The sequence below is a fragment of the Xanthomonas sp. F14 genome (assembly GCF_014199865.1).
Window position 1 is genome coordinate 288,347 of record NZ_JACHOM010000004.1, and the last position, 24,002, is coordinate 312,348.

Here is a 24,002-nt window from a genome sequence, read left to right on the forward strand (position 1 = left end):
TCTGGAACGTTCGTACCCGTGTGGCGGCTGGACACCACGTGCTGATCGCCTCGCCGGAACGAAAGCGCTCAGAACGTACCGCGCTGGATGAAGGGCGCCTGCTGGTAGAGCTGCCGTTCGCCACCGCGCGGGTCGTTGTCCATCCGGCTCGGCACATCGAACAACAACGTGTCGCGGTGCTGCAGCGAGTACTGGCGCCAGCGTGGCAGGCCGCGATGATTCGGGTCGCCATGGCGTGCGAAGGCGAGCAGCGCCTCGCTCATCTGCTCGGCCATGCGCTGCGCAGCGGCGCCGTCGCCGGTGCGCGAGCCAGGCTGCGCAATGGTGTCGAACACCAGCGGGATGTCCAGCGTGTGGAAGGCGCCGAACTTGCCGCCGTCCAGCGGCGAGCCCCAGTCCAGCTGATACACCCAGGTCGGCGCACCCTGGCGCGCGCGCGCCTCGGCCTCCTCGACCGCGCCGCGCCACGAGCGGCCCGCCGTGGTCGCGGCAAAGAACACGTCCGATGGCGAGTACTGCGGATACAGCCGGCGATATTCGGCAATCACCACCTGCGGCAGCAGGTCGACGTACTGCTGGCTTTCCAGCCTGGCCGGCAGCTCGTCCCAGCTCAACGCAAAGTTCTTCGGGTCGTTGCCGAGAAACGCGCGCGTCTCGTCGCGGGTATTGCCGATCACCAGCGGAATCCTGGCCGATTGCAGTGGCGCAGTCGGCCAGAACGGATGCACCGGCACATTGCGTGCATCCAGCACCGGGCCGAAGTACAGCGCGCTGTTTTCCACCCGCGAGGGGTCGCGCAGCTGCGCGGCAGCCAGCAGCTGCGCAACCGGCAGCGTGCGGATGCGAGCAAGCTCGCCGGGCGCGAGTTTCAAGGCATCCAGCAGCAACTGCGCACGCTGCGTGGCCGCACGCGGGCCGGCCACGGTGACCTGCTGCCCGCTCATGGTCCAGGCGCGGTGGAACAGGCCGCGCGCGGCCGGCATCGCCATCAGGGTGGCGATCTTGGCGCCGCCGCCGGACTGGCCGAACACGGTGACATTGCCGGCATCGCCGCCGAATTCGCCCGCGTGCTGGCGCACCCACTGCAGTGCCTGGATCAGGTCCAGCTGCCCGGCATTGCCGGAGTCGGCAAAGCCGGCATCGCCCAGCTGCGCCAGCGACAGGTAGCCGAACAGGTTGAGCCGGTGATTGACGGTGATCACCACCACATCGCCGCGTTTGCACAGGCGCACGCCGTCGTACAACGGGTCGCTGCCGGAGCCGGTGGTGTAGCCGCCGCCGTGGATATAGAACAGGATCGGGCGCTTGCCGCCATCGCGCAGGCCCGGCGTCCATACGTTGAGGAACAGGCAGTCCTCGCTGGTGGGTTCGCTGGCCTTGAGCTGCGGCGCAGCCGCCGCGTAGGCGCTGGCATCGCGCACGTCCTGCCATGGATTTTCCGGCACGGCTGCCTGGAAGCGCCGCGCGGCGGTGTCGCCGCCGTACGGGATGCCCTTGAACACGCAGATGCCCTGGTCGCGATGACCGCGCAAGGCGCCGCCACGCACGCGTGCCAGCGGCGCGCTGGCCTCGCGCGGCGGTGGGGGTGCGGCGGCGCCAGCAAAGCCGGGGAACGCTGCGGCGGCAGTGGCGAGCAGGCCGCCACGCAGCAGCGTGCGTCGGCGCGCGTCGGGCGTGGACGGCGCTGTCATCGCGCCACGTCCTGCGCCGGTCCCGATGCAGCTGCCGGCGGCTGTGCCTTGGTGACATGCGCGATCCAGGCCTGCGCCAGCTGCGGCCATGCGGCCACGGTCAGGCCGCTGCCGCTGGCGGTGCCGAAGCCATGGCCGCCCTGCGGGAAGACGTGCAGCTCGCTCGGCACGCCGGCGCGCAGCAGCGCGTCGTGCATCAGCAGGCTGTTGCGCACCGACACCACGGTGTCGTCCTGCGCATGCAGCAGAAAGCTGGGCGGGGTATGCGCATCCACATGCAGTTGTGGCGAATACGCACGCACCTGCGCATCGGCTGGACTGCTGCCGAGCAGGCGCTCGCGCGAGCCCGGGTGCGCGTTGGCGCTGTCCATGTCGATGACCGGGTAGATCAGCAGCGCAAAATCCGGCCGCGCGCTCAGTGCATCGGCCGCATCCACCTTGGGGTAGACCTGCGCGGCGTAGCGGGTGGCCAGGCTGGCGGCGACATGGCCGCCGGCCGAGAACCCCATCACCCCGACCCGCTGGGGGTCGATGCCGTAGCGGGCAGCGTTGGCGCGGATCAGCCGCAACGCGCGCTGTGCATCGGCCAGCGGCACGTCGGCGCCGTTCGGGTGGCCTTCGCCGGGCAAGCGGTAACGCAGCACGAACAGGGTAATGCCGGCCTGGTCGACGAAGCTGGGCACCAGTGCGCTGCCTTCGTTGTCGAGCACGATGCGCTGGTAGCCGCCGCCGGGGGTGACCAGCAGGGCGGTGCCGTTCGGCCGCTTGGGCCGGTAGACCACCAGGTACGGCGTGCTGATCTGCTGGATGTAGCGATCGGGCAGGGCCGGGTCGCTGCTGCGTTGGACGATGCGCTGTGGCTGCGTCAGCGGCTTGTCCCCCGGTGCCATCCCGTTGGGCCATAGCAGGATCCGGCTGGCCTGCTCGGCTGCGGTATCGGCGCCGGGCACCTCGGCCGCCAGCACTGGCCCGGCCAGCAGCGCTCCCACCATCACCACCGTCATGCACCGGCGCATGACGCTCGAAAACGCGGCAAACACACGCGTCTGGCTTGTCTGTTCCATCCACCCCTCCCAGGGTTGCTTCGTTGCTGCGGCCAGTTTTGCCGCACTGCACATTGCCAATGACACCGGTTTACCATATACAGCACACCGTGCCACTGTCGATTGGCAGTGCAACAAAAACACCTATCAGGGAGACACCCTTGAGCAATGACGCCGCCACCCCACCATCCTCCACATCCTCGCTGTCGCAGATCGCCCAGCGCTTTGTGGAGGCACGCCGTGCAGGGGCATCGCTGCCGGACTTTCCAGGGCAGATCCCCGACGATCTGCTCACCGCCTACCAGGTGCAGGATATCGCCATCAGCCAGTGGGACGACCAGGTGGTCGGCTGGAAGGTGGGCTACATCGCCGCCGAGCGCCGCGACGCATCGGGCGACGAGCGCCTGCTGGGCCCGATCTTCTCGCACAAGCTCTGGAATGCTACCGGTGGAACAACCGAATTCCAGATCTACGAAGGCGGCTTCGGTGCGGTGGAGGCCGAGTACGTGCTGCGCCTGGACGCGGACGCGCCGGCCGAGCAGACCCACTTCACTCCTGACCAGGCGGCGCAGCTGCCGGCCACGCTGTTCATCGGCGTGGAAATCGCCAGCAGCCCGCTGGCGACCATCAACAAGCTGGGCCCGCGCGTGGTGATCTCCGACTTCGGCAACAACAACGGCCTGATCCTGGGCCCGGAAGTGACCGATTGGCTGGCGCGCGACGAATCTGCGCTGACCGCCGAAACCCTGATTGACGACCAGCTGGTCGGCACCGGCGGGGCCACCACGCTGCCGGGCGGCTTGCGCGCGGCCTACGCATTTGCGCTCAGTCGTTCGGCCCTGCGCGGGCGTCCGCTCAAGCGCGGTGATCTCATCGCCACGGGCAATGCCACCGGTATCCATGACATCGAAGTGGGACAGCATGCCCTGATTCGCTTCGCCGGCATCGGCGACATTTCCTGTACGGCTGTGTCCGCCAAGTAACGCCGGACCCAGTGACCAGACGCTTGGGAGGGCGCCAATGATCACACGCAGACATTTCCTCGGTGCCGGGCTCGGTGCCGCCGCGGCCGGCCCCTGGCTGGGCGCGGGTGCCACCACGCCGATTCCCGGCGGGCAGTTGCTGACCGCCACCGACGTGCATGTCGGCGACTACCCCACCGTGGAGGCGGTGCGGTGGTTCGGCAAGCAGCTGGAGCAACGCAGCAACGGCCGGCTCAAGCTGCGCCAGTACCACTCCGGCCAGCTGGGCCGCGAATCCGAGGCGATCGACATGGCGCGCTTTGGCGCCATCGACATCACCCGGGTGTATTCGGGCGCGTTGAACAACACCTTTCCGCTGACCCAGGCGCTGTGCCTGCCGTACGTGTTCGACTCGGTGCCGCATCTGCGCCGCGCCATCGACGGCCATGTCGGCGACAGCGTGCTGCGCAGCTTCGAGCAGCGCGACCTGGTGGGCCTGGCGATCTACGATTCCGGTGCGCGTTGCTTCTACAACACCAAGCACCCGCTGCATCGCCCGGAAGATCTCAAGGGCCTGAAACTGCGCGTGGCCTCGTCGGACATCTTCCTCAAGCTGATGCGCATGCTGGGTGCCAATCCCACCCCGATGTCGCTGGGCGAGACGTTCTCGGCGATGGAAACGCACATGATCGACGGTGCGGAAAACAACATGCGCAGCTTCCAGTCCAGCCGGCATTTCGAAGCCGCGCATTACTGGTCGCAGAGCGAGCATTCCTATGCGCCGGACATCCTGGTGATGTCGCGGCAGAGTTTCGAATCGCTGCGTCCGGACGATCGCGCTCTGGTGGTGGAACTGGCACGCGCCTCGGTACCGGTGATGCGCAATCTGTGGGATGCCTCGGAGACCGTGGCGCGCAAGCAGGTGATCGATTACGGCGTCAAGCTCAATCAGGTCGACATGCCGGCGTTCCGCGCCGCCGCCGCACCGCTGCTGGCCGAATACCGCAAGCAGCCGGAGATCGAAGCGCTGTACCGCCGCATCCGCGATTTTGCATAGAGGTGACCCGATGACCGAACCCGAGACCGTCGCCGTCCCGGTCGCGCCGTTGCAGCGCGCGCTGGACCGCGTTTCCGATACCGCCGTTGGCGTGGCATCCATCGCGCTGCTGGGCCTGGTGGTCGTGCAGGGCTGGCAGGTGTTCACCCGCTACGTGCTCAACGACTCGCCCAGCTGGACCGAGCCGGTGACGCTGCTGTTGCTCAGCACCGCCCTGAGCCTGGGCGCGGCCGCCGGCGTGCATACCAACCGCCACTTCGGCTTCTACCTGCTGGGCGAACACGTGCCGCCGCTGGTGCGCAGGGTGTTCGACCTGATCCGCCCGTTGATGATCATGTCCATCGGTGCGGTGCTGGCGTGGTGGAGCGCGGCGCTGCTGCTCGATGGCCTGGATATCAAGATGGCCGGCGCGCAGATGCCGCAGAGCATCAACTACCTGCCGCTGTCGATCGGCGGTGCGCTGATGGTGATCTTTGCCTTGTACAAGCTGTGGCGTGTGCTACGCCCGATCCAGGCCGGAGGAGTGCGCTGATGGGCATTGCGATGTTGTTGGGAACCTTCGTGGTGCTGCTGCTGATCGGCGTGCCGGTGGCGTATGCGCTGGGCGCGGCCGCACTGGCCACGCTGCTGTATCTGGACCTGCCCACGGTGGTGCTGGTGCAGCAGATTTCCGCCGGCAGCGGCTCGGCCTCGTTGATCGCCATCCCGTTGTTTATCTTCGCCGGCGAGCTGATGCTGCGCGGCGGTATCTCCGAACGCCTGATCGCGCTGGCCTCCTCGCTGGTGGGGCGCGTGCGTGGCGGCCTGGGCCAGGTCAGCGTGCTGTCGTCGCTGTTCTTCGGCGGCGTATCCGGTTCGGCGATCGCCGACGTTTCGGCGGTCGGCGGCACCATGATCCCGCAGATGATCAAGCGCGGTTACGACCGCGACTACGCGGTCAACGTGAGCATGACCGCCGCGCTGGTGGCGTTGCTGGTGCCGCCCTCGCACAACCTGATCCTGTTCTCGGCCGCGGCCGGTGGCGGGCTGTCGATCGCCGACCTGTTCGCGGCCGGTATCTTCCCGGCGCTGTTGATGACCGCGGCGATGATGGTCACCGGCTATGCGGTGGCGCGTCATCGCGGCTACGGCACCGAGCCGTTCCCCGGCTGGCGCGCAGTGGCGCTGCGCCTGATCGGCGCGTTGCCGGGCCTGGGCCTGGTGGCGTTGATCTTCATCGGTATCCGTGCCGGCATTTTCACCGCGGTGGAGAGCGCGGCGATCGCGGTGGTGTACGCCTTGATCGTCACCGCGCTGCTGTATCGGCAGCTGCGGTGGGCCGAGTTCTTCGCCGCGGTGACGCACGCGGCGCGCACCACCGGCGTGATCCTGTTCGTGATCGCCACCGCGGCGGTGTTCGGCTGGTTGCTGGCCTACCTGCAGGTGCCGGCGGCGGCGGTGAAGTTCCTGCAGGCCATCGCCGACAGCAAGAACACGGTGCTGCTGATGATCGTGGTGATGCTGTTGCTGCTGGGCATGTTCATGGACCTGGCGCCGAAGATCCTGATCTGCACGCCGATCTTCCTGCCGGTGGTCAAGGCCTACGGCATCGACCCGATCCATTTCGGTCTGGTGATGGTGCTGGCCGGCGGCATCGGCCTGATCACCCCGCCGATCGGCTCGGTGCTGTTCATCGGCACCTCGATCGGGCAGATCACCATCGCCCAGAGCATGCGCACCATCTGGCCGTTCTGGCTGGCGGCCCTGGGCGTGCTGCTGATCGTGGCGTTCTTCCCCGAACTGTCGCTGTGGTTGCCACGCGCGCTGCGCGCGTAAGTGCCCGCGATCCCGACTGCGTCCGTCAGGTGGGCGTGGTCGATGCGTGGCAGCGGCCTGCACGGCGCGTGCGATGCGATGTCCGCGCGCCGCGCCTCGCCCGACAAACGCCTGGCGACGTTACCGGCGCGCTGCCCGGCGTTGCTGCTGGCAGGTAGTTCCGCCCTCATCCAGGCGGCCGACGCTCCAGGCGCTGGCCGTCGTATCGCCCCGCCGAGCGGGGACTAGGAGCAAGCATGCGTGTGCGTATCGCTTCAACCCGTTTGCGTTGGCTGCTGGCCGGCGGCCTGCTGCTGTGTGCCGGGCTCGCTGCCGCGGCCGACTGGAAGCGCGGCATCGAGCACCAGCGCATCGCCGACCAGGGCGACGGCACCTTCCTCAACCCGGTGCTGGCCGGCGATCACCCCGACCCGTCGGTACTCAAGGACGGGCAGGACTACTACCTCACGCTGTCCTCGTTCGATGCCTACCCGGGCCTACCGATCTGGCATTCGCGCGATCTGGTCAACTGGCAGCCGCTGGGCCATGCCATCACCCAGAACGTCGGCGCGATCTGGGCGCCGGACCTGATCAAGCACGGCAAGCGCTATTACATCTACTTCCCGGCGCGCCGTGGCGACCAGGGCGAGCGCAGCAACTTCGTGGTCTGGGCCGACGACATCAAGGGCCCGTGGAGCGCGCCGATCGACATCGGCCTGGGCAAGTACATCGACCCGGGCCACGCAGTGGGCGAGGACGGCAAGCGCTATCTGTTCCTGAGCGGTGGCGATTACGTGCAGCTCTCCGATGACGGCCTGAAAGTGGTCGGCACGCCCAAGCACGTCTACGACGGCTGGAAATACCCGGAAAGCTGGGACGTGGAAGGCTACGCGCAGGAAGGCCCCAAGATCACCCGCCACAACGGCTGGTACTACATGACCACCGCCGTCGGCGGCACCGCCGGCCCGCCGACCGGACACATGGTGATCACCGCGCGTTCGCGCTCGATCCACGGCCCCTGGCAGAACGCGCCCAACAACCCGATCACCCGTACCAGGAGCGCTGACGAGCCGTGGTGGTCGCGCGGCCATGCCACCCTGGTGGAAGGCACCGACCAGCGCTGGTGGATGCTCTACCACGGCTACGAACACGGCTACTGGACCCTGGGCCGGCAGGCCTTGCTGGACCCGATCGAGTGGACCCCGGACGGCTGGTTCGTCGCCAAGGGTGGCGACCTGGGCACGCCGCTGAAAAAGCCCAGCGGGCAGGCCTTGCCGCATGGGCTGGCGCTGTCGGACGACTTCCGCGCCAGCACGCTGGGCCCGCAGTGGGCGTTCTTCAACCCGGCCGCCGACGAGGCCAAGCGGCTGCAGGTCGGCGATGGCGTGTTGCGCCTGCAGGGCAAGGGCAGCGCCCCGCGCAACGCCTCGCCGCTGACGGTGATCGCCACCGACCAGGCCTACCAGTTCGAGGTGCAGATGACCGTGGCACCGGGCGGGCAGGGCGGGGCGCTGCTGTTCTACAGCGACAAGCTCTATGCCGGCGTGGGCAGCAATGGCGAGAACTTCGTCATGCACCGCTACGGCGAGGAACGCCCCGGCACGCTGGCCCCCAGTGCGACCGGTGGCACCTTGTGGCTGCGGGTCACCAACAACCGCCACATCGTCACCATCCATAGCAGCACCGACGGCACCACCTGGACCAAGTACCCGGTGCAGATGGAAGTGTCCGGCTACCACCACAACGTGGCCGGCAAGTTCCTGGCCTTGAAGCCGGCGCTGTATGCCGCCGGGCAGGGCCAGGTGGAGTTCCGCAACTTCCGCTACCGCGCCCTGGACTGACCGTTCTGCATCGCCGGGCATGCCGCGGCACTGCCGGCTGCGGCGTGTCCTGCACGGCGGGTTCGGGGTGGCGGCAGGCTTCGCTCAGGTCTGCCGGCCGTCTGGCCGGTAGAATCCAATCAACTTCACTGGTTGACCGCTATGCCCGCCCGCAAGATGCCTGAAGAGGGAATGCCCGGCCTGCCGAAGGGCAAGGTAGCCACGATCAACGACATCGCGCGGATGTCGGGCGTGTCCAAGAAGACCGTGTCGCGGATCATCAACAACTCGCCGCTGGTGCGGCAGGACACCCGCGAGAAGGTCGAGGCGCTGATGCGCGAGGTCGGCTACGCGCCCGACCCGCTCGCGCGCGGGCTGGCGTTCCGGCGCTCGTTCCTGATCGGCATGGTCTACGACAACCCCACCGCGCAGTACATCGTGGACATGCAGTACGGCGCGCTGGACGCGCTGCGCGGCTCCAGCTTCGAGCTGGTGGTGCACCCCTGCGACAGCCGCAGCCCCGGCTACATCGAAGGCGTGCGCCGCTTCGCCCAGGCGCAGAAGCTGCATGGCGTGATCCTGGTGCCGCGCGCCTCCGAGGACCAGGCGCTGGCCGACATGCTGGCCGAGATCGGCTGCCGCTACACCCGCATCGCCTCGGTGGCGCTGGACACCACCTCGCAGACGGTGATCACCCACGACCGCGACGGCGCCGCCGAGGCCGCCGATTACCTGCTCTCGCTCGGCCACCGCGACATCGCCCTGGTCACCGGCCCCAGCGCCTACCGTTCCTCGATCGAGCGCACCTCCGGCTTTGCCGACGCGCTGACCCGGCGCGGTATCGAACTACCGCCCGAGCGCATCGTCGAAGCCGGCTACACCTTCGAATCGGGCGTGGCCGCGGCCGAAAAGCTGCTGCTGGGCAAGAAGCGCCCCACCGCCATCTTCACCGGTAACGACGAAATGGCCGCCGGTATCTACAAGGTCGCGCTGCGCGCCGGCATCAGCATCCCGCGCCAGCTGTCGGTGATCGGCTACGACGACAGCTCGCTGGCCTCGCGCCTGTGGCCGCCGCTGACCTCGGTGCGCCGCCACACCCGCGACACCGGCCGCACCGCCGCGGCGATGCTGATCCAGCCCGACAACGCCCCGCAACTGCCCACCGCCAGCGTGCGCCCGCACCTGATCGTGCGCGACTCCTGCCAACCGCCGGAAGATTGAGCGAGGTCAAAGCCCAGGCAAGGGGACGCCAGGCGAGCAACAAAGCCCCTCTCCCGTCGGGGCGAGAAGCCACGGCTTGCGCGCCATGGGCGCGCGTGCCTTGGAGCGCCCGCGCCGCCAGCGCGGGGCGGGGCGCGGGGCGGGGCGGGGGTTGGGGCGGCAGACAGCCATCTGAGAAAGCTCAGCCATGAGCTGAGGGCACATAAGCCTCCACCCGACCAATCAAGCCCCGCATCCAACACCGCGCGCAGCCTCGTCCCCTCATCCGGCGCTACGCGCCACCTTCTCCCGAGGGGAGAAGGAATTCCCACGCTGCCACGCCGCCATGCGGCTATCGTGCACTGCGCAATGACACCGGTTAACCAGAGTCGGTAGAATGGCCCGGTGCAAGCCAATCCCCCCGCGCTTGGCACCGGAGATCGCGCATGTCCCTGTACTGCAAGACCCACTACGCCACCCATCCCGACGCCATCAAGGGCGCCAGCAACGACGACCTGCGCGAGCTCTATCTGCTCGATGGCCTGTTCGTCGACGATGCGGTCACGCTCAAATACACCCACTACGAGCGCTTCGTGCTCGGTGGCGCAGCACCACTCGGCACCACGCTGGAACTGCCCAGGCAGACCGAACCGGCGTCTGCCGCCGGCCATCCGTTCCTGGAGCGCCGCGAGCTGGGCATCCTCAATGTCGGCGCCGGCACCGGCAGCGTGACCGTGGACGGCACCGTCTACACGCTCGGGCCGAAGGACGGCCTGTACGTGGCGATGGGCAGCACCGATGTCAGCTTCGCTTCTGACGATGCCGCCAACCCGGCCAGGTTCTATCTGGCCTCGACACCGGCGCATGCGCGTTTCGAGACCAAGCAACTGTCGATCAAGGATGCCGTGGCGCTGGAGCGCGGCGCGCTGGAAACCAGCAACGAGCGCACCATCTACCAGTACATCGTGCCGAGCACCTGCCAGTCCTCGCAGCTGTTGCTGGGCCTGACCGTGCTCAAGCCGGGCAGCGTCTGGAACACCATGCCGCCGCATCTGCACGACCGCCGCAGCGAGGTGTATTTCTACTTCGATCTCGGCGCCAACGACCGCGTCTATCACTTCATGGGCGAGCCGGACGCGCAGCGCCACATCGTGATCCAGAACAACGAAGCGGTGGTGTCGCCGCCGTGGTCCATCCACATGGGCGCCGGCACCAGCAATTACGCCTTCATCTGGGCGATGGGCGGCGAAAACCTGGATTACACCGACATGCACGTGCTGGACATCTGCCAGCTCAAGTAAGGCCATGCGTGCCGGCCAGCACCGCACTTACCGCGTCGATGCGCTCGCGCCATCAACGCGCCAGTTCCACCCCATGCCAGCGGCCGCGCATCGCGCGGACGCACGCACTCATCCAACGTGGCACACCCAGCAGGAGCGATAAGGTAATGAGCAATCCGTTCAGTCTCGAAGGCAAGGTCGCACTGGTCACCGGTGCCAACACGGGCTTGGGCCAGGGCATCGCGCTGGCACTGGCGCAGGCCGGTGCCGACATCGCCGCTGCCGGCATCCAGGCGCCGACCGAGACCGAGGAACTGGTCAAGGGACTGGGCCGCCGCTTCGTAGCCATCCAGGCCAACCTGATCAGCGTCGAACCGGTCGAGCGCATCCTCAAGGAAACGCTGGACGGCCTGGGTCGCCTGGACATCCTGGTCAACAACGCCGGCCTGATCCGCCGCACCGACGCGGTGGATTTCAGCGAGCAGGATTGGGACGACGTGATGAACGTCAATCTGAAATCGGCCTTCTTCATGGCGCAGGCCGCCGGCCGCCACTTCATCGCCCAGGGCAGCGGCAAGATCATCAACATCGCCTCGATGCTGTCGTTCCAGGGGGGCATCCGCGTGCCGTCCTACACCGCCAGCAAGTCCGGCATCGCCGGCATCACCCGCCTGCTGGCCAACGAATGGGCGAGCAAGGGCGTGACCACCAATGCCATCGCGCCCGGCTACATGGCCACCGACAACACCGCCCAGCTGCGAGCCGACCAGGACCGCAACAAGGCCATCCTGGACCGCATCCCGGCCGCGCGCTGGGGCGTGCCGGCCGACCTCGGTGGCACCGCGGTGTTCCTGGCCAGCAGCGCCTCGGACTACGTCAACGGCGCCATCATCCCGGTCGACGGCGGCTGGCTGGCACGCTGAGTCAAACCCACCCGGTCCCTTCTTCCTCCGGGAAAAGGTGCCCGCAGGGCGGATGAGGGCCGGCAGGCACGTACATGACCAGACGCGTGCCGCAACTCCGACAAGACCTTCAGCACCTGATCGCTCACCGACAAGGCACCTGAAAAGCGAAGCAAGACCGCATCCAGGCGCGCACACCAATCAACTCCACAGTCGACACAACTTCCCCAAACCAATCGGAGCATCCCCATGAAAATCGCACTCATGAATGAGTTCAGTCAGGCCGGCAAGAACCCGGTGATCCTGCAGCAGCTCAACGACGTCGCCGGCGAGCAGGGCCACAGCGTCTTCAACGTCGGCATGGACGGCGACAACGACCACCGCCTGACCTACATCCACCTGGGCATCGTCGCCAGCCTGCTGCTGAACTCCAAGGCCGTGGACTTCGTCGTCGCCGGCTGCGGCACCGGCCAGGGCGCGATGATGTCGCTCAATGCGCATCCGGGCGTGTTCTGCGGCTATTGCATCGAGCCGACCGACGCCTACCTGTTCGCCCAGGTCAACAACGGCAACGCGCTGTCGCTGGCATTCGCCAAGGGCTACGGCTGGGGCGCGGAAATCAACGTGCGCTACATCTTCGAAAAGGCCTTCAGCGGCGAGCGCGGCATGGGCTACCCGGCCGAGCGTCGCGAATCGCAGGCCGCCAATGCCGGCATCCTGACCCATGTCAAGCAGGCCACCGCTAAGTCCTACCTCGACGGCCTGCGCGCCATCGACCCGGAGCTGATCAAGCAGGCCGTGGGCGGCGAGCGTTTCCAGCAGTGCTTCTTCGACAATGCGCAGGACGCCGAGATCCGCAACTTCGTCGCCGGCGTGCTGGGCAAGCCCGAAGCCGCCGCCGCAGCAGCATAACGGCCTAAAGCCCTCCTCCCGCGGGGTGAGAGGGCACTGTTCGCGCGCCACTGGCGCGCGTGCCTTGGAGCCCGCGCTGCCGGCGCGGGCCGGGGCGCGGAGCGGGGAAGTGAGGCCGCGGCCTGCCCTGAAAGGGGAGGCTTGAAAGGCTTGAGACGACAGTACGGCCGTCCAACATTTCCTGTGCCGCCGCACCCTCATCCGCCCTTCGGGCACCTTCTCCCGATGGGAGAAGGAACAGCGTCGCGCACTCAGCATTTTTACCGGAGCCCACCATGCGTCTGCTGCTGTTCGCATTGCTGCTGCTCTGCGCAAATGGCGCCCGCGCCGACCCACACCGCATCTTCATCGCCGGCGATTCCACCGCCGCCGAATACGGTGCCGAACGTGCGCCGCAGGCAGGCTGGGGCCAGATGCTGCAGGAGTGGTTCGACCCGGCGCAATGGCAGGTGCGCAACCACGCCAAGGGCGGCCGCAGCACCCGCAGTTTCATCGCCGAAGGGCGCCTGGACGCCATCGCCAAGGACCTCCGTGCCGGCGACGTGCTGCTGATCCAGTTCGGCCACAACGACGCCAAACACGAAGATCCAACCCGCTACACCGACCCGCAGGGCGACTATCAGCAGTTCCTGCGCCGCTATATCATCGCCGCGCGCGACAAGGGCGCCACGCCGATCCTGATCACGCCGGCCGCCCGTCTGCTCTACGACTTCGGCGCGCTGCTCGACACCCACGGCCGCTACACCCTGGCCATGCAGCAACTCGCCGCGCAGGAACACGTGGGCCTGATCGATCTCAACGCCAGTTCCAGCGACTGGATCCGCGCCCTCGGCGAACAGGCGGCCAGGCCGTACTTCCTGTTCGTTCCCGAACAAGGCAAAGCCGACGGCACCCACTTCAGCCGCGCCGGCGCCACTGCCGTGGCGTGCCTGGTCGTGCATGGCTGGATGCAGCTGCAACCCGCTCTCACGCCACAGCTGCGCCGCGATGCCGATTGCGGCGCCGCTCCCGACACCGCCATCCAACGCGCGGCGCAGGCGCATCCCTCGTTGGTGGTGCACGAACGCGATCTCGCACGCCCGCAACCCGGCCCGCACGGCGGCGCCGGGCCGACCATGGCGTATCCGTTCTTCGCCGACGCACCGCAGTTGCCGTTCGTGCTGCGCAAGCGCGTGCTGCACAAGGGCGCCGGCATCGGCCTGCATCTGCACGACAAGGACGAGATCTATTACATCGTCAGCGGGCGCGGGCTGTACGCGCTGGATGGCAAGCAGTACCAGGTCACTGCCGGCGATGCGCTGCTGACGCGCCCGGGCAGCACCCATGCCTTGCAGCAGACCGGCGATGAGCCACTGGTGCTGCTATTGGCCTATCTCGCCAAGCCGGCAGGCTGAGATAGGCCCGGTGCGTCGGTAGCGCGTTGCGGGTGTGGACGATGCGCGATGCCGGCTGTGAGCCATGCGCGTCATTGCACGCGTGCTTACGCCTTGTCGACCCCGTAGTGGGTCAGGCCCAGCCGGGCCAGTTCGCCGGAGCGGCGGTAGTAGACCTCTTCCCAGCCATCCACGCGCTGGCGATCGGTCTCGCTCATCGCGTCGAGAATGTCTTCGATGCTGAGCAGGTTGGGGTCTTCTTCCAGGCGTTCGAATACCGTGCCCAGGCCTTCGATCGCCTGGCGCGCCTGCACCGCGCCCATCGCGCCCAGCCCCTGCAATGCGTCACGCCGGGTAGCGGCGTCCCAGCGGTCGAAGTAGCGTGCATAGCCGCTCTCGCTCATGTCCGCATCCAGCCGCGCCAATGCCACCAGTTCGCGCTCGCCCGGTGACAAGGCATCCATGCGTCCGCGCAGCGCGGTCAGTTTGGTTTGCGCGCGTGCGCTGCGTCGGCGCCACAGCAAATCGGGCATGTTGAGCAGCCCCTCATCCGTGGGCGGCGCCACCGCCGGCCAGTTCACCCCGAAGCCGTCGTCGGTGAGCTGCCATTGCGCGCGTTGCGGCGGCGTTGCCTTCAACAACAGCCGCTGCGCCTTGATCGGCTCGTCGATACGGATGCCGTTGGCCAGGGTGAACAGCAGGCGGGTGTCGTCCAGCTCCAAGCGCCGGATGCGAAGCTGCGTCAGGTCCATTGAGCGAAGGCGGTATGGGGAGGTTTGACCATAGTCTGCGTCGGCGATGGTGTCGAGTCGGTGCGGCCTCACACGTCGCCGTCTGTACTCCAGCCTTCGCCGCTGCCGCGCTGGATGACCCGATCCGTGTCCAGCACCTCGCCGGCCGGCACCTGCGCCTGCTGCGCAAGATCGGCATAGATCGGGGTGAAATCCGGCGCGGTGGCGCTCATCAACTGCGCAAAGCTGTCGATGACGAAGTAGGTCTTCTGGAAGCTGTCGATGCGGTAGCGCGTGCGCATGATGCGTTGCAGGTCGAAGCCGATCCGGTTGGGCGCCAGCGATTCCAGCGAATGCAGCGATTCGCCCTTCGACGACACGATGCCGGCACCAAAGATGCGCAGCCCCTGCGGTGTGGCGATCAGGCCGAATTCCACCGTGTACCAGTACAGGCGGGTGAGGTTCTGCAGCGCGTCCGCGCCGATGCCGTGCGCCTTGACCCCGCCACGGCCATAGGCCTGCATGAAGTCGGCAAACAGCGGATTCATCAGCAGCGGCACGTGCCCGAACAGGTCATGGAACAGGTCCGGTTCGGCGATGTAGTCGATCTGATCGGGGCGGCGGATCCACCACGTCACCGGGAAGCGCTGGTTGGCCAGATGCTCGAAGAAATCCAGCTCCGGCAGCAGGCCCTGCACGCCGACCAGGGTCCAGCCAGTGGCCGCCTGCAGCACCGCATTGAGCGCATCGAAACGCGGAATGTGGGTCTCGCCCATGCCCATCGCATCCTGCGCCTGCAGGAACTCGTCGCAGGCGCGGTCGACCAGCAGCGCGCGCTGGCGGCGATACAGGGTGCCCCAGGTGGCATGGTCGTCGGCGCTGTAGCCATCCCACGGCTGCTCGACCACGGCGGTGGTGTAGACCGGCACATAGCCCTTGTCGGTGAGCTGATTCTCGACGCGTTGCGGTGCGATGTTCATGCGGCGGCGGTTCCCGATGATCAGCGCTCACCTTAGCCGGATGGTCGCGCAACGGGATTGCGAATCTTGCGTGTCCGATGCTTCCGGGCGCAAGATTCGTGCGTCATCCTCTGCTGCTGCGCAACATATGGACCAGCCAATCGCCCTGGACCGCACCGATCTACGCCTGCTCGCCCTGCTGCAGACGCAGGGCCGCAGCAGCAATGCGGAGCTGGCGGTGCAGGTCAATCTGTCGGCCTCGGCCTGCCTGCGCCGCACCCAGCGGCTGGAGGCGGCCGGCATCATCGCCGGCTACGGCGCACGCCTGGATGCCAAGGCGCTGGGGCTGGGGCTGCAGGCCTTCGTGCGCGTGCAGCTGGAGCAGCACGGCCAGGCCGATATCGAACATTTTGCCGACGGCGTGCGCGGCTGGGACGAGGTGGTGGCCTGCTGGGCGCTCACCGGCGACATGGATTACCTGCTGCAGGTGCAGGTGCGCGACCTGGAGCATTTCTCGCGCTTCCTGCTCGACCGCCTGCTCAATGCGACCGGCGTGTCCGACGTCAATTCCAGCTTCGTGCTGCGCACGGTGAAGGCACCGGAAGGCCTGCCGCTCTCGCATCTGGGCTGATCCGGCGGGCTGCGAGGCAGGCACGCGTGCACTGTGACTTGCCTCTCAAACGATAACGATTTACATTTGCGTAACATCCGGCTGCGCCCGGCATGTCTTCTCGTCGATCCGCCAGCCCGACAGGGCCAGCCAGCTCGTCGCCCGAGTGGGACGCGCCGCGCATGCCTGCGTTTTTTGCCCGGTGACGCCGCGCGTCCCGCACCGATCGACGAGAACCCTCCAATGCCCGCGATTTCCGCCCCCCTGGCCACGTTGTCCGCTGCCTTGCTATGCGCGTTGGCGCTGACGCCCAGCGCTGCCCGTGCCGACAATGCCGCCGCCGATGCACGCGATGCCAAGACGCTGGACCAGGTCAACGTCAACGGTGCGGTGAGCCGCGCGCAGCCGGCCACCACCACACGCCTGCCGCTGACCTTGCAGGAAACGCCGCAGTCGGTGAGCGTGATCGGGCTGCAGCGGCTGGAAGAGCAATCGCTGTTCAGCATCGACGATGTGATGCGCAACGTCACCGGCGTCAACGTGTCGTTCTACGACACCCAGCGCCCGCTGTATTTCGCGCGCGGCTTCCAGATCACCGACTTCCAGGTCGATGGCCTGCCTACCTACAGCGGTGCGACCAACCAGGAATACGACACGGTCTTCTACGACCGCATCGAGGTGATCCGCGGCGCCAACGGCCTGCTCACCGGCGCCGGCATTCCCTCGGCCACGGTCAACCTGCTGCGCAAGCGCCCGGGCAAGGACTTCGATGCCTCGTTCGCAGTCAGTGCCGGCACCTGGGATTTCCGCCGCATGCAGGCCGACGTCAATGCGCCGCTGACCGAAGACGGGCGCTGGCGCAGCCGCGTGGTCGCGGCCTGGCAGGACCGCGATTACTACTACGACCGTTACCACGACAACAAGATGTCGGGCATGACGGTGCTGGAAGGCGACCTGACCGACAGCACCACGCTCACCGTCGGCTATCAGCGCCAGGACAACACCCCCGTCGGCTCGACCTGGGGCACGGTGCCGTTCTTCGCCGCCGACGGTTCGCCGGCCAACCTGCCGCGCTCGACCAACATGGCGCCCAAGTGGAGCCGCTGGCAGCGCGAGACCAGCACCGCCTTCGCCAACCTCGAACAACGCTTCGGCGAGGATTGGCTGCTGCGCGTCAACTACGCGCATACCAAGGGCGATGTGCAGAGCCTGCGCGTTTACGGCACCGGCTATCCGGCCGCCGATGGCAGCGGCATCTTTCTGCGCACCGGCGCCGGCGAAACCAGCGACGCGCGCGATGGCGTGGACGTGTACCTGTCCGGCGGTTTCTCGTTGTTCGGCCGCCAGCACGATGTGGTGGTCGGCGGCAGCTGGCAGGATCTGCAGTCGACCTCCTACGGCGTCGCGCAGACCTATCCCGATGACTGGGCGAGCTGCCCTAACGACTTTGGCCCGCCCGAGCGCTGTTATTTCATCCCCAATATCCGCAACTGGGATGGCGATATTTCCGAAGTGACCTATGCGCGGACCGGCCGCCGCAGCGAAGCGCGCACCACGCAGCGCGGCGTGTATGCCTCCACCCGGTTGCGTCTGGCCGACCCGCTGTCGCTGATCGCCGGTGCACGCCTGAGCTCCTGGGAAACCCGCACCCAGGCCTTCAATGCCAGCGGCGCCTACACCGGCACCAGCGGCCGGTACGAGGTGAGCGACGAAGTCACCCCGTATGTGGGACTGGTCTACGACATCGTGCCGGATGTGTCGCTCTACGCCAGCTATACCGAGATCTTCAACCCGCAGAATTACCGCGACAAGGACAACAACCTGCTCGCCCCGGTGGAAGGTTCCAACCTGGAAGCCGGCATCAAGGCGCAGTTGTTCGACGGCCGTGCGATGGCCACCGCCGCCGTGTTCGAGGCCAAGCAGGACAACTTCGCCGTGCGCGACATGACCCAGCCGGAATCCTCGCTGCCGGACGGCAATTCGGCCTACATCGGTATCAACGGCACCAAGAGCCGGGGCTGGGAAATGGATTTCAACGGCGAACTCCTGCCCGGCTGGACCGTCAATGCCGGCTTTACCCACGTCAAGGTGACGCGCCCTCCCACCGATGCGATCTACGCCAACCTGCCCGAGGATTACCTGCAGCTGTCCACGCAGCTGCGCCTGCCCGGCGCCTGGGAGCGCCTGAGCATCGGCGGCGGCGTCAGCTGGCAGAGCGCGGTGCGCGGCTTCAATATCCAGCGCCCCACCGGCGACGGCACCGGCGCCACCACGCCGGTGACCGTGGTGCAGAACCCGTATGCACTGGTGCACTTCAACGCCAACTACCTCATCAGCGAGCAATGGACCGCCACGCTGGCGGTACGCAACGCCTTCGACAAGACCTACTGGGCCAACCTGGATTACCAGAACTACGGCGAGCCGCGGTTTGTCAGCCTGTCGTTGCGTTGGCGCTATTGAGGCGTTGCCGATGAAGCGGATGCGTTACCGGTAAGGCATCGCGGCCAGGGCCGCTCCTACAGGAGTGGTGCTGGCCGCGCCGACATAGCCGATACACCCGCCCCTGGTAGGAGCGGACCCGGCCGCGACCCCATCCCGCCTCAGCGCACCTGAAAAAAATGCCCCGCCGTCGTAGGAGCGGCCCAGGCCGCGCCCCCCTCCGCGACACATCTCAGCGCAGCCGAAAAGAACGCCGCCCCGGCCGCGACCTCGTCCGGCACACCCTCGGTGCATCAACACAAGGCATCCAACAACGCAGTCGCCCTACGCATCGGCTTTAAAAATGCGCGTGTCTCGGAACAGGCGCCCACGCCCGCTCAGCTCCGCATGACCTCGCGCGGCACCCGCATCAGCTGCACATCGCCTCGCACCGCCTTTGCCTCACGGCGCCACGCAGGCCTCGTCCTTGCCGCGCAGTTTCTGCCAGCGCGAGCGCTCTTGCAGGCAGCGCCGATACGCTTCCGCCTTGGCGGCGGCAGCCTGCTCGGCGGCAGTGCGGGTGGCGCTGCTGCGCTGCGCCTGCAACTGCGCGATCTTGGCGCGGATCTGCGGCATCGCCGCCATCGCCGCACGCTCGCCTTCCAGGATGGCCGCGCCACGCTGGTTGAAATCGGCCGAGCCGATGTCGTTGACCTTGGGGCGGATCACCACATCGGCACGCTTGAGTTCCGCCTCGCCCAGGCGCTGGCCCATGATCGAGATCGATTGGTTGACGGTGCCGAGCAGATCGCCGGGATTCTTGCCGCTGGCCTTGCTGGAGATATCCACCGCCACCACGAATTCCGCACCGAGCTGGCGCGCCGCATCCACCGGCACCGGGCTGACCACGCCGCCGTCCACATAGTGGTATTGGCCGATGGTCACCGGCTCGAACACGCCGGGAATGCTGCTGGATGCGCGCACCGCCTGGCCGGCATTGCCGCGCACGAACACGGTGCGTTCGCCGTCTTCCAGCCGCGTGGCGACCGCCGCGAACGGCTTGCGCAACTTGTCGATCGGCTTGCCGCCGAGCTGTTCGTTGACGTAGTCCTGCAGCTTCTGGCCCTGCACCAGGCCGCCGGAGAAGATCCGCACATCGCGGATGCTGGTCTGGTCGAGCGCGACGGCCTTTTCCTGCATCTGGAACGCATCCATGCCGCTGGCATACAGCGCCCCGACCACGCTGCCGGCGCTGGTGCCCGACACCACCACCGGCGCAAAACCGTTGGCCTCGAGCATCTTGATCACGCCGATATGCGCAAAGCCCTTGGCCGCGCCGCCACCGAGCGCCACGCCGATCTTGACCGGTTTGACCGCGCCGGCAGACGGTGCCTGCACCACCGGCGCCGGTGCTGCCGGGCGCGGCTCGCCACCGCAGGCCGAGAGCAGACCGAGCATGGACAACAGGGCAAGCGAGCGTGGGCGGCGGAGCGCAGTCATGGCGAAAACGTCGATGGGAAAGGCGAGGGAGAATACACGCGTGCCGTCACGGTGGCGCTGATGGTAGGCGTGCGTGGAGATTGTTCAGAACGGCATCGTTTGCAGGCGTTGCACTGCCTTGTCCCGGCAAGAAGGGCGAGCCGGTTCGTTCGGGCGATGACCGCAGCCACCTGCACGGGCCGGGGGCGCGGAGCGGGGGGGAGGGTAAGGAGCGAGGCCACATGGGATCGCAGCAGGCTTCGCCGGTCCCCTCATCCGGCGCGACGCGCCACCGTCTCCCGGCAGGAGAAGGGTGCCCGCACACCCGCCTGCCGCGTCACCCCATCAAAATCGGTTGTCGCCATCCAGCAACCTTCCCAGGCCGCCCAGCACCGAGCCCTCGCCGCGTTGCTGGCCGCCGGCCTGTGGGGCGGCCTGCAGCATGCGGCCGGCCATGCGCGAGAACGGCAGCGATTGCAGCCACACCTTGCCGGGGCCGGTGAGGGTGGCCAGGAAGACGCCTTCGCCGCCGAAGAACATGCTCTTCAGCCCGGCGACGCGGCGCACGTCCATGTCCACACCGGCGTGGTAGGCGACCACGCAGCCGGTGTCCACATCGATGCGTTCGCCAGGGCCGAGTTCGCGTTCCACCACGGTGCCGCCGGCATGCACGAAGACCCAGCCGTCGCCTTCGAGCTTCTGCATGATGAAGCCCTCGCCGCCGAACAGGCCGGTGAGGATCTTGCGTTGAAACGCGATCCCCAGCGACACGCCGCGCGCGCCGGCCAGGAAGCTGTCCTTCTGGCAGATCAGTTGCCCGCCATGCTCGGACAGGCGCAGCGCCAGCACCGTGCCCGGATAGGGCGCGGCGAATGCGACCCTGGCCTTGCCGCTGCCGGCATGGGTGAACACGGTGGTGAACATGCTCTCGCCGGTGACCACGCGTTTGCCGGCCGACAGCAGCTTGCCCATCAGCCCGCCGCCGCCGCTCTGGCCGGCATGCGAGCCGTCGCCGAACACGGTGTCCATCTGCACCGCGGCGTCCTTGTACATCAGCGCGCCGGCCTCGGCGATGGCGCTTTCGCCCGGGTCCAGCTCGACCTCGACGAACTGCATGTCGTTGCCGACGATGCGGTAGTCGATCTCGTCGGCGCGCCCGGCCGCGCCGGTCAGCGGCGGCGGCAGGCCGCTGCCGCCCTGCAGCTCGGCCAGCTGGCGGGCCGGCGTCCAGCCATCGAGTCCGTCGCGCCAGGCCAGCGCGTCGGGCTGGCGCTGGGCATGCGCGCGGGCGCTGGCATCGTCGAGCGGGCCGATGCGATCGGCCTGTCCGGGAACATGGAAATACCACTGGGCCATCGGGACGACTCCTGTCTGTGCGTGCGCCGAGTCTAAGCGCAGCCGCGGTGACGGCGTCCCGTGTCCAAGGTCATGCCCGGAAGGTACGGTTGGGCGCGGTTGTGGGCTGTAAGGAGCGCGTCGCTGCCGGCTGTCGTCGCGCAGCTTGCGCAGGGTCCCCGGCCTGCGCGCACGGCAGGGGGGGGGCGCTTACTCGCCCACCGTCGCCCAATAGCGCTCGCCGTCGCGCTGCACCCGCACCGGGCCACCAAACACGTCCGACAGGCTGGCGTCGGTGAGCAGCGCATCGCGCGGACCATCGGCCACGACGGTGCCGGCACGCAGCAGGATCACCCGCGCGATCTCCGGCACGATTTCCTCGATGTGATGGGTCACCAGGATCAGGGTGATGCCTTGCCGGGCCAGGTGACGCATGGTGTCGAGCAGGTGCTGTCGCGCCACCAGGTCCAGGCCGGTGGACGGCTCGTCCAGTAGCAGCGCCTGCGGGCGGTTGACCAGTGCGCGCGCGATCAGCACGCGGCGGGTCTCGCCGGCCGACAGTTCGGCAAATTGCCGGTCCAGCAACGGCAGCGCGCGCGCCAGGGCCAAGGCCTCCCGTGCCCGCGCGCGCATGTCGTCGCTGATCTCGCGATGCGGTGGCACCACATAGCTGGCGAAGAAACCGGACAGCACCGCGCTTTCCACATCCAGCCCCGGCATGTCGGCCAGGTTGACGCTGAGGTCGCCAGTGACGATACCCAGCTGCGAGCGCAAGCGATCCACCTGCCAGCGCACCTGCCCGAGCACTTTCACCGCGGCCTGGCCGTCGGCGCGCACCAGCGGATACAGCTCGCGGGTGATCAGCTTGATGAAGGAGGATTTGCCGCAGCCATTGGGGCCGAGGATGGCGGTGTGCTGCCCCAGCGCGATGCGCAGGCTGAGCGCATGCAGCACGCGTACCTGGCCGCGCATCACGCTGGCCTGGTCGAGCTCGATCAACGGGATGGCGTTGGCAACAGCAGCAGGATCGGTGGACATTTCGGCAGTAACCGTCATACGGGTGACATCAGGCGCAGTGGGGAAGGGGAGCGTGTGAACCGCTTTAGAAATGTAGGGCGCACCCTACGCATCCGGAGGGTGAAGTTTGCCGCCATCGCCCCCATCATGTCTCCATCGACCCAACCCGATGGCGCCGCTGTGGAAATGCCGATGTTGTCCGACCCGATCATCGACCTTCTGACTTCCGGCGTGGCCGGGCTGGGCGTATGGGGCATGCTGGCGGTGCTGCTGGTGTTCACCCAGCTCACCATCTTCGCAGTGACCTTGTACCTGCATCGCAGCCAGGCCCATCGCGGTGTGGACTTCCATCCGGTGGTGGCGCACTTCTTCCGCTTCTGGACCTGGCTGACCACCTCGATGATCACCCGCGAATGGGTGGCAATCCATCGCAAGCATCACGCCAAGGTCGAGACCGAGGAAGACCCGCACAGCCCGCAGACCAAGGGCATCAGCCAGGTGTTCTGGCGTGGCGTGGAGCTGTACCGCGAAGCGCGTGCGCAGCGTGCCGACATCGAGCAATACGGCAAGGGCGCGCCCACCGACTGGATCGAGCGGCATCTGTACACCCCGCATGCCAATGCCGGCCCGATCGCGTTGCTGGTGATCAACGCGGTGCTGTTCGGTTTGCCCGGCATCGCGCTGTGGGCGATCCAGATGGCGTGGATTCCGTTCTGGGCCGCCGGCGTGGTCAACGGCCTGGGCCACTGGTGGGGCTATCGCAATTTCGAGTCGGCCGACACCTCCACCAACCTGACGCCGTGGGCGCTGTGGATCGGTGGCGAAGAACTGCACAACAACCATCATGCGTTCCCGAGCTCGGCGCGGTTTTCGATGCGGCGCTGGGAGCTGGATATCGGCTGGGTCGCCATCCGCGGGCTGCAGGCGATCGGCCTGGCCAAGGTGCTGCGGGTGGCACCGTCGCTGGACATCCGCCCCAACATCGCCGTGCCCGATGCCGACACGCTCAAGGCCCTGCTCTCGCATCGCTTCCAGGCGATGACCGATTACCAGCGCAATGTGTTCACCCCGGCGCTACGCGAAGAGGCCGCGGCCACCGGCGCCAAGTTGCGGCAGCTGTTGCCGCGGCGGCTGCGCAAGGGCCTGGTCGATGACGGGCGGTGGCTCAAGCCCGATGCGCGCGCGCAACTGCAGCACTGGGTGGCCGAGCGCCCGCGCATGCGCACGCTGGTCGAGTACCGCGCACGCCTGACTGCAGTGCTGGAGGCGCGCAGCCACGATGCGTCCGAACGGCTCAAGCACCTGCAGCAGTGGTGTCACGAAGCCGAAGCCAGCGGCAATGCCGCCTTGCAGGCCTATGCGGCGCGGTTGAAGGGTTATGCGCTGAGTGGGTCGTAATCGTCGGGGCACGCGTGCTGC

General features: G+C 67.6%; 20 protein-coding genes. 13 read left to right on the forward strand and 7 right to left on the reverse strand.

The window, feature by feature from the left end:
- Positions 1 to 68 precede the first annotated feature (68 nt).
- Together GGR73_RS15305 and GGR73_RS15310 are read right to left on the reverse strand one after the other, a co-directional pair.
- On the reverse strand, positions 69 to 1,691 hold the full coding sequence (locus tag GGR73_RS15305; RefSeq protein WP_184457728.1) for a carboxylesterase family protein: 1,623 nt from the start codon (positions 1,689 to 1,691) through the stop codon (positions 69 to 71).
- A complete protein-coding gene (locus tag GGR73_RS15310; RefSeq protein WP_184457730.1) occupies positions 1,688 to 2,755 on the reverse strand; it encodes an alpha/beta hydrolase in 1,068 nt (355 codons plus the stop codon). Before GGR73_RS15310 ends, GGR73_RS15305 begins: the two co-directional genes overlap by 4 nt.
- 140 nt (positions 2,756 to 2,895) lie before the next feature.
- Here GGR73_RS15310 and GGR73_RS15315 point away from each other — a divergent pair, with 140 nt between their 5' ends.
- The 10 genes from GGR73_RS15315 (at position 2,896) to GGR73_RS15360 (ending at position 14,055) form a co-directional block, all read left to right on the forward strand.
- Positions 2,896 to 3,717, forward strand: a complete 822-nt coding sequence (locus GGR73_RS15315) for a 2-keto-4-pentenoate hydratase (RefSeq protein WP_184457732.1) — start codon at positions 2,896 to 2,898, stop codon at positions 3,715 to 3,717.
- 37 nt (positions 3,718 to 3,754) lie between these two features.
- A complete protein-coding gene (locus GGR73_RS15320) occupies positions 3,755 to 4,753 on the forward strand; it encodes a TRAP transporter substrate-binding protein (RefSeq protein ID WP_024939517.1) in 999 nt (332 codons plus the stop codon).
- 10 nt (positions 4,754 to 4,763) lie between these two features.
- A complete protein-coding gene (locus GGR73_RS15325) occupies positions 4,764 to 5,285 on the forward strand; it encodes a TRAP transporter small permease (protein WP_016901233.1) in 522 nt (173 codons plus the stop codon).
- Entirely contained in the window at positions 5,285 to 6,568 is a 1,284-nt protein-coding gene (locus GGR73_RS15330) for a TRAP transporter large permease (protein ID WP_016901232.1), read from the forward strand. Before GGR73_RS15325 ends, GGR73_RS15330 begins: the two co-directional genes overlap by 1 nt.
- Positions 6,569 to 6,804: 236 nt before the next feature.
- On the forward strand, positions 6,805 to 8,388 hold the full coding sequence (locus GGR73_RS15335; protein ID WP_053051811.1) for a family 43 glycosylhydrolase: 1,584 nt from the start codon (positions 6,805 to 6,807) through the stop codon (positions 8,386 to 8,388).
- 141 nt (positions 8,389 to 8,529) lie between these two features.
- The gene (locus tag GGR73_RS15340; RefSeq protein ID WP_024939515.1) at positions 8,530 to 9,588 is read left to right on the forward strand and encodes a LacI family DNA-binding transcriptional regulator; all 1,059 of its coding nucleotides are present in this window, start codon (positions 8,530 to 8,532) and stop codon (positions 9,586 to 9,588) included.
- 425 nt (positions 9,589 to 10,013) lie between these two features.
- A complete protein-coding gene (gene kduI / locus GGR73_RS15345) occupies positions 10,014 to 10,868 on the forward strand; it encodes a 5-dehydro-4-deoxy-D-glucuronate isomerase (protein WP_102255330.1) in 855 nt (284 codons plus the stop codon).
- Positions 10,869 to 11,014: 146 nt separating this feature from the next.
- Positions 11,015 to 11,770 (forward strand): 2-dehydro-3-deoxy-D-gluconate 5-dehydrogenase KduD, encoded by a 756-nt coding sequence (gene kduD / locus GGR73_RS15350; RefSeq protein WP_016901228.1) that lies wholly within the window; start codon positions 11,015 to 11,017, stop codon positions 11,768 to 11,770.
- A gap of 228 nt (positions 11,771 to 11,998) precedes the next feature.
- Entirely contained in the window at positions 11,999 to 12,661 is a 663-nt protein-coding gene (locus GGR73_RS15355) for an RpiB/LacA/LacB family sugar-phosphate isomerase (RefSeq protein ID WP_184457734.1), read from the forward strand.
- A 275-nt stretch (positions 12,662 to 12,936) separates the two neighbouring features.
- Positions 12,937 to 14,055: a GDSL-type esterase/lipase family protein gene (locus tag GGR73_RS15360; RefSeq protein ID WP_184432609.1), complete on the forward strand. Its 1,119-nt coding sequence runs from the start codon at positions 12,937 to 12,939 to the stop codon at positions 14,053 to 14,055.
- Positions 14,056 to 14,141: 86 nt separating this feature from the next.
- Here the strand turns inward: GGR73_RS15360 and GGR73_RS15365 are convergent, their stop codons facing one another.
- Entirely contained in the window at positions 14,142 to 14,786 is a 645-nt protein-coding gene (locus tag GGR73_RS15365; protein WP_184432607.1) for a DMP19 family protein, read from the reverse strand.
- Between the two features lie 68 nt (positions 14,787 to 14,854).
- The gene (gene phhA / locus GGR73_RS15370) at positions 14,855 to 15,745 is read right to left on the reverse strand and encodes a phenylalanine 4-monooxygenase (RefSeq protein WP_039814301.1); all 891 of its coding nucleotides are present in this window, start codon (positions 15,743 to 15,745) and stop codon (positions 14,855 to 14,857) included.
- Between the two features lie 127 nt (positions 15,746 to 15,872).
- Here phhA and GGR73_RS15375 point away from each other — a divergent pair, with 127 nt between their 5' ends.
- Both GGR73_RS15375 and GGR73_RS15380 read left to right on the forward strand, forming a co-directional pair.
- Positions 15,873 to 16,355, forward strand: coding sequence for an Lrp/AsnC family transcriptional regulator (locus GGR73_RS15375; protein ID WP_016901223.1), 483 nt, complete (start codon positions 15,873 to 15,875; stop codon positions 16,353 to 16,355).
- A gap of 222 nt (positions 16,356 to 16,577) precedes the next feature.
- On the forward strand, positions 16,578 to 18,794 hold the full coding sequence (locus GGR73_RS15380; protein WP_184457736.1) for a TonB-dependent siderophore receptor: 2,217 nt from the start codon (positions 16,578 to 16,580) through the stop codon (positions 18,792 to 18,794).
- Positions 18,795 to 19,214: 420 nt separating this feature from the next.
- On the opposite strand, the gene GGR73_RS15385 is transcribed toward GGR73_RS15380, so the two are convergent.
- The 3 genes from GGR73_RS15385 to GGR73_RS15395 all read right to left on the reverse strand — a co-directional run bounded on the left by GGR73_RS15385 (position 19,215) and on the right by GGR73_RS15395 (position 22,622).
- Complete coding sequence (locus tag GGR73_RS15385; RefSeq protein WP_016901221.1) at positions 19,215 to 20,252, reverse strand: patatin-like phospholipase family protein; 1,038 nt, start codon at positions 20,250 to 20,252, stop codon at positions 19,215 to 19,217.
- A gap of 324 nt (positions 20,253 to 20,576) precedes the next feature.
- Positions 20,577 to 21,587: a TIGR00266 family protein gene (locus GGR73_RS15390; protein WP_016901220.1), complete on the reverse strand. Its 1,011-nt coding sequence runs from the start codon at positions 21,585 to 21,587 to the stop codon at positions 20,577 to 20,579.
- Between the two features lie 189 nt (positions 21,588 to 21,776).
- Positions 21,777 to 22,622 carry an ABC transporter ATP-binding protein gene (locus GGR73_RS15395; protein WP_016901219.1) on the reverse strand — a complete coding sequence of 282 codons (846 nt, stop codon included), beginning with the start codon at positions 22,620 to 22,622 and terminating at the stop codon, positions 21,777 to 21,779.
- Positions 22,623 to 22,775: 153 nt separating this feature from the next.
- On the opposite strand from GGR73_RS15395, the gene GGR73_RS15400 reads away from it, so the two are divergent.
- Entirely contained in the window at positions 22,776 to 23,981 is a 1,206-nt protein-coding gene (locus tag GGR73_RS15400) for a DesA family fatty acid desaturase (RefSeq protein ID WP_016901218.1), read from the forward strand.
- Positions 23,982 to 24,002: the final 21 nt, after the last annotated feature.

Coding starts and splice junctions, on each gene's coding strand:
- GGR73_RS15305 (WP_184457728.1), bottom strand. CDS start 1,691: ATGACAGCGCCGTCCACGCCCGACGCGCGCCGACGCACGCTGCTGCGT.
- GGR73_RS15310 (WP_184457730.1), bottom strand. CDS start 2,755: ATGGAACAGACAAGCCAGACGCGTGTGTTTGCCGCGTTTTCGAGCGTC.
- GGR73_RS15320 (WP_024939517.1), top strand. CDS start 3,755: ATGATCACACGCAGACATTTCCTCGGTGCCGGGCTCGGTGCCGCCGCG.
- GGR73_RS15325 (WP_016901233.1), top strand. CDS start 4,764: ATGACCGAACCCGAGACCGTCGCCGTCCCGGTCGCGCCGTTGCAGCGC.
- GGR73_RS15330 (WP_016901232.1), top strand. CDS start 5,285: ATGGGCATTGCGATGTTGTTGGGAACCTTCGTGGTGCTGCTGCTGATC.
- GGR73_RS15335 (WP_053051811.1), top strand. CDS start 6,805: ATGCGTGTGCGTATCGCTTCAACCCGTTTGCGTTGGCTGCTGGCCGGC.
- GGR73_RS15340 (WP_024939515.1), top strand. CDS start 8,530: ATGCCCGCCCGCAAGATGCCTGAAGAGGGAATGCCCGGCCTGCCGAAG.
- kduI (WP_102255330.1), top strand. CDS start 10,014: ATGTCCCTGTACTGCAAGACCCACTACGCCACCCATCCCGACGCCATC.
- kduD (WP_016901228.1), top strand. CDS start 11,015: ATGAGCAATCCGTTCAGTCTCGAAGGCAAGGTCGCACTGGTCACCGGT.
- GGR73_RS15355 (WP_184457734.1), top strand. CDS start 11,999: ATGAAAATCGCACTCATGAATGAGTTCAGTCAGGCCGGCAAGAACCCG.
- GGR73_RS15360 (WP_184432609.1), top strand. CDS start 12,937: ATGCGTCTGCTGCTGTTCGCATTGCTGCTGCTCTGCGCAAATGGCGCC.
- GGR73_RS15365 (WP_184432607.1), bottom strand. CDS start 14,786: ATGGACCTGACGCAGCTTCGCATCCGGCGCTTGGAGCTGGACGACACC.
- phhA (WP_039814301.1), bottom strand. CDS start 15,745: ATGAACATCGCACCGCAACGCGTCGAGAATCAGCTCACCGACAAGGGC.
- GGR73_RS15375 (WP_016901223.1), top strand. CDS start 15,873: ATGGACCAGCCAATCGCCCTGGACCGCACCGATCTACGCCTGCTCGCC.
- GGR73_RS15380 (WP_184457736.1), top strand. CDS start 16,578: ATGCCCGCGATTTCCGCCCCCCTGGCCACGTTGTCCGCTGCCTTGCTA.
- GGR73_RS15385 (WP_016901221.1), bottom strand. CDS start 20,252: ATGACTGCGCTCCGCCGCCCACGCTCGCTTGCCCTGTTGTCCATGCTC.
- GGR73_RS15390 (WP_016901220.1), bottom strand. CDS start 21,587: ATGGCCCAGTGGTATTTCCATGTTCCCGGACAGGCCGATCGCATCGGC.
- GGR73_RS15395 (WP_016901219.1), bottom strand. CDS start 22,622: ATGACGGTTACTGCCGAAATGTCCACCGATCCTGCTGCTGTTGCCAAC.
- GGR73_RS15400 (WP_016901218.1), top strand. CDS start 22,776: ATGTTGTCCGACCCGATCATCGACCTTCTGACTTCCGGCGTGGCCGGG.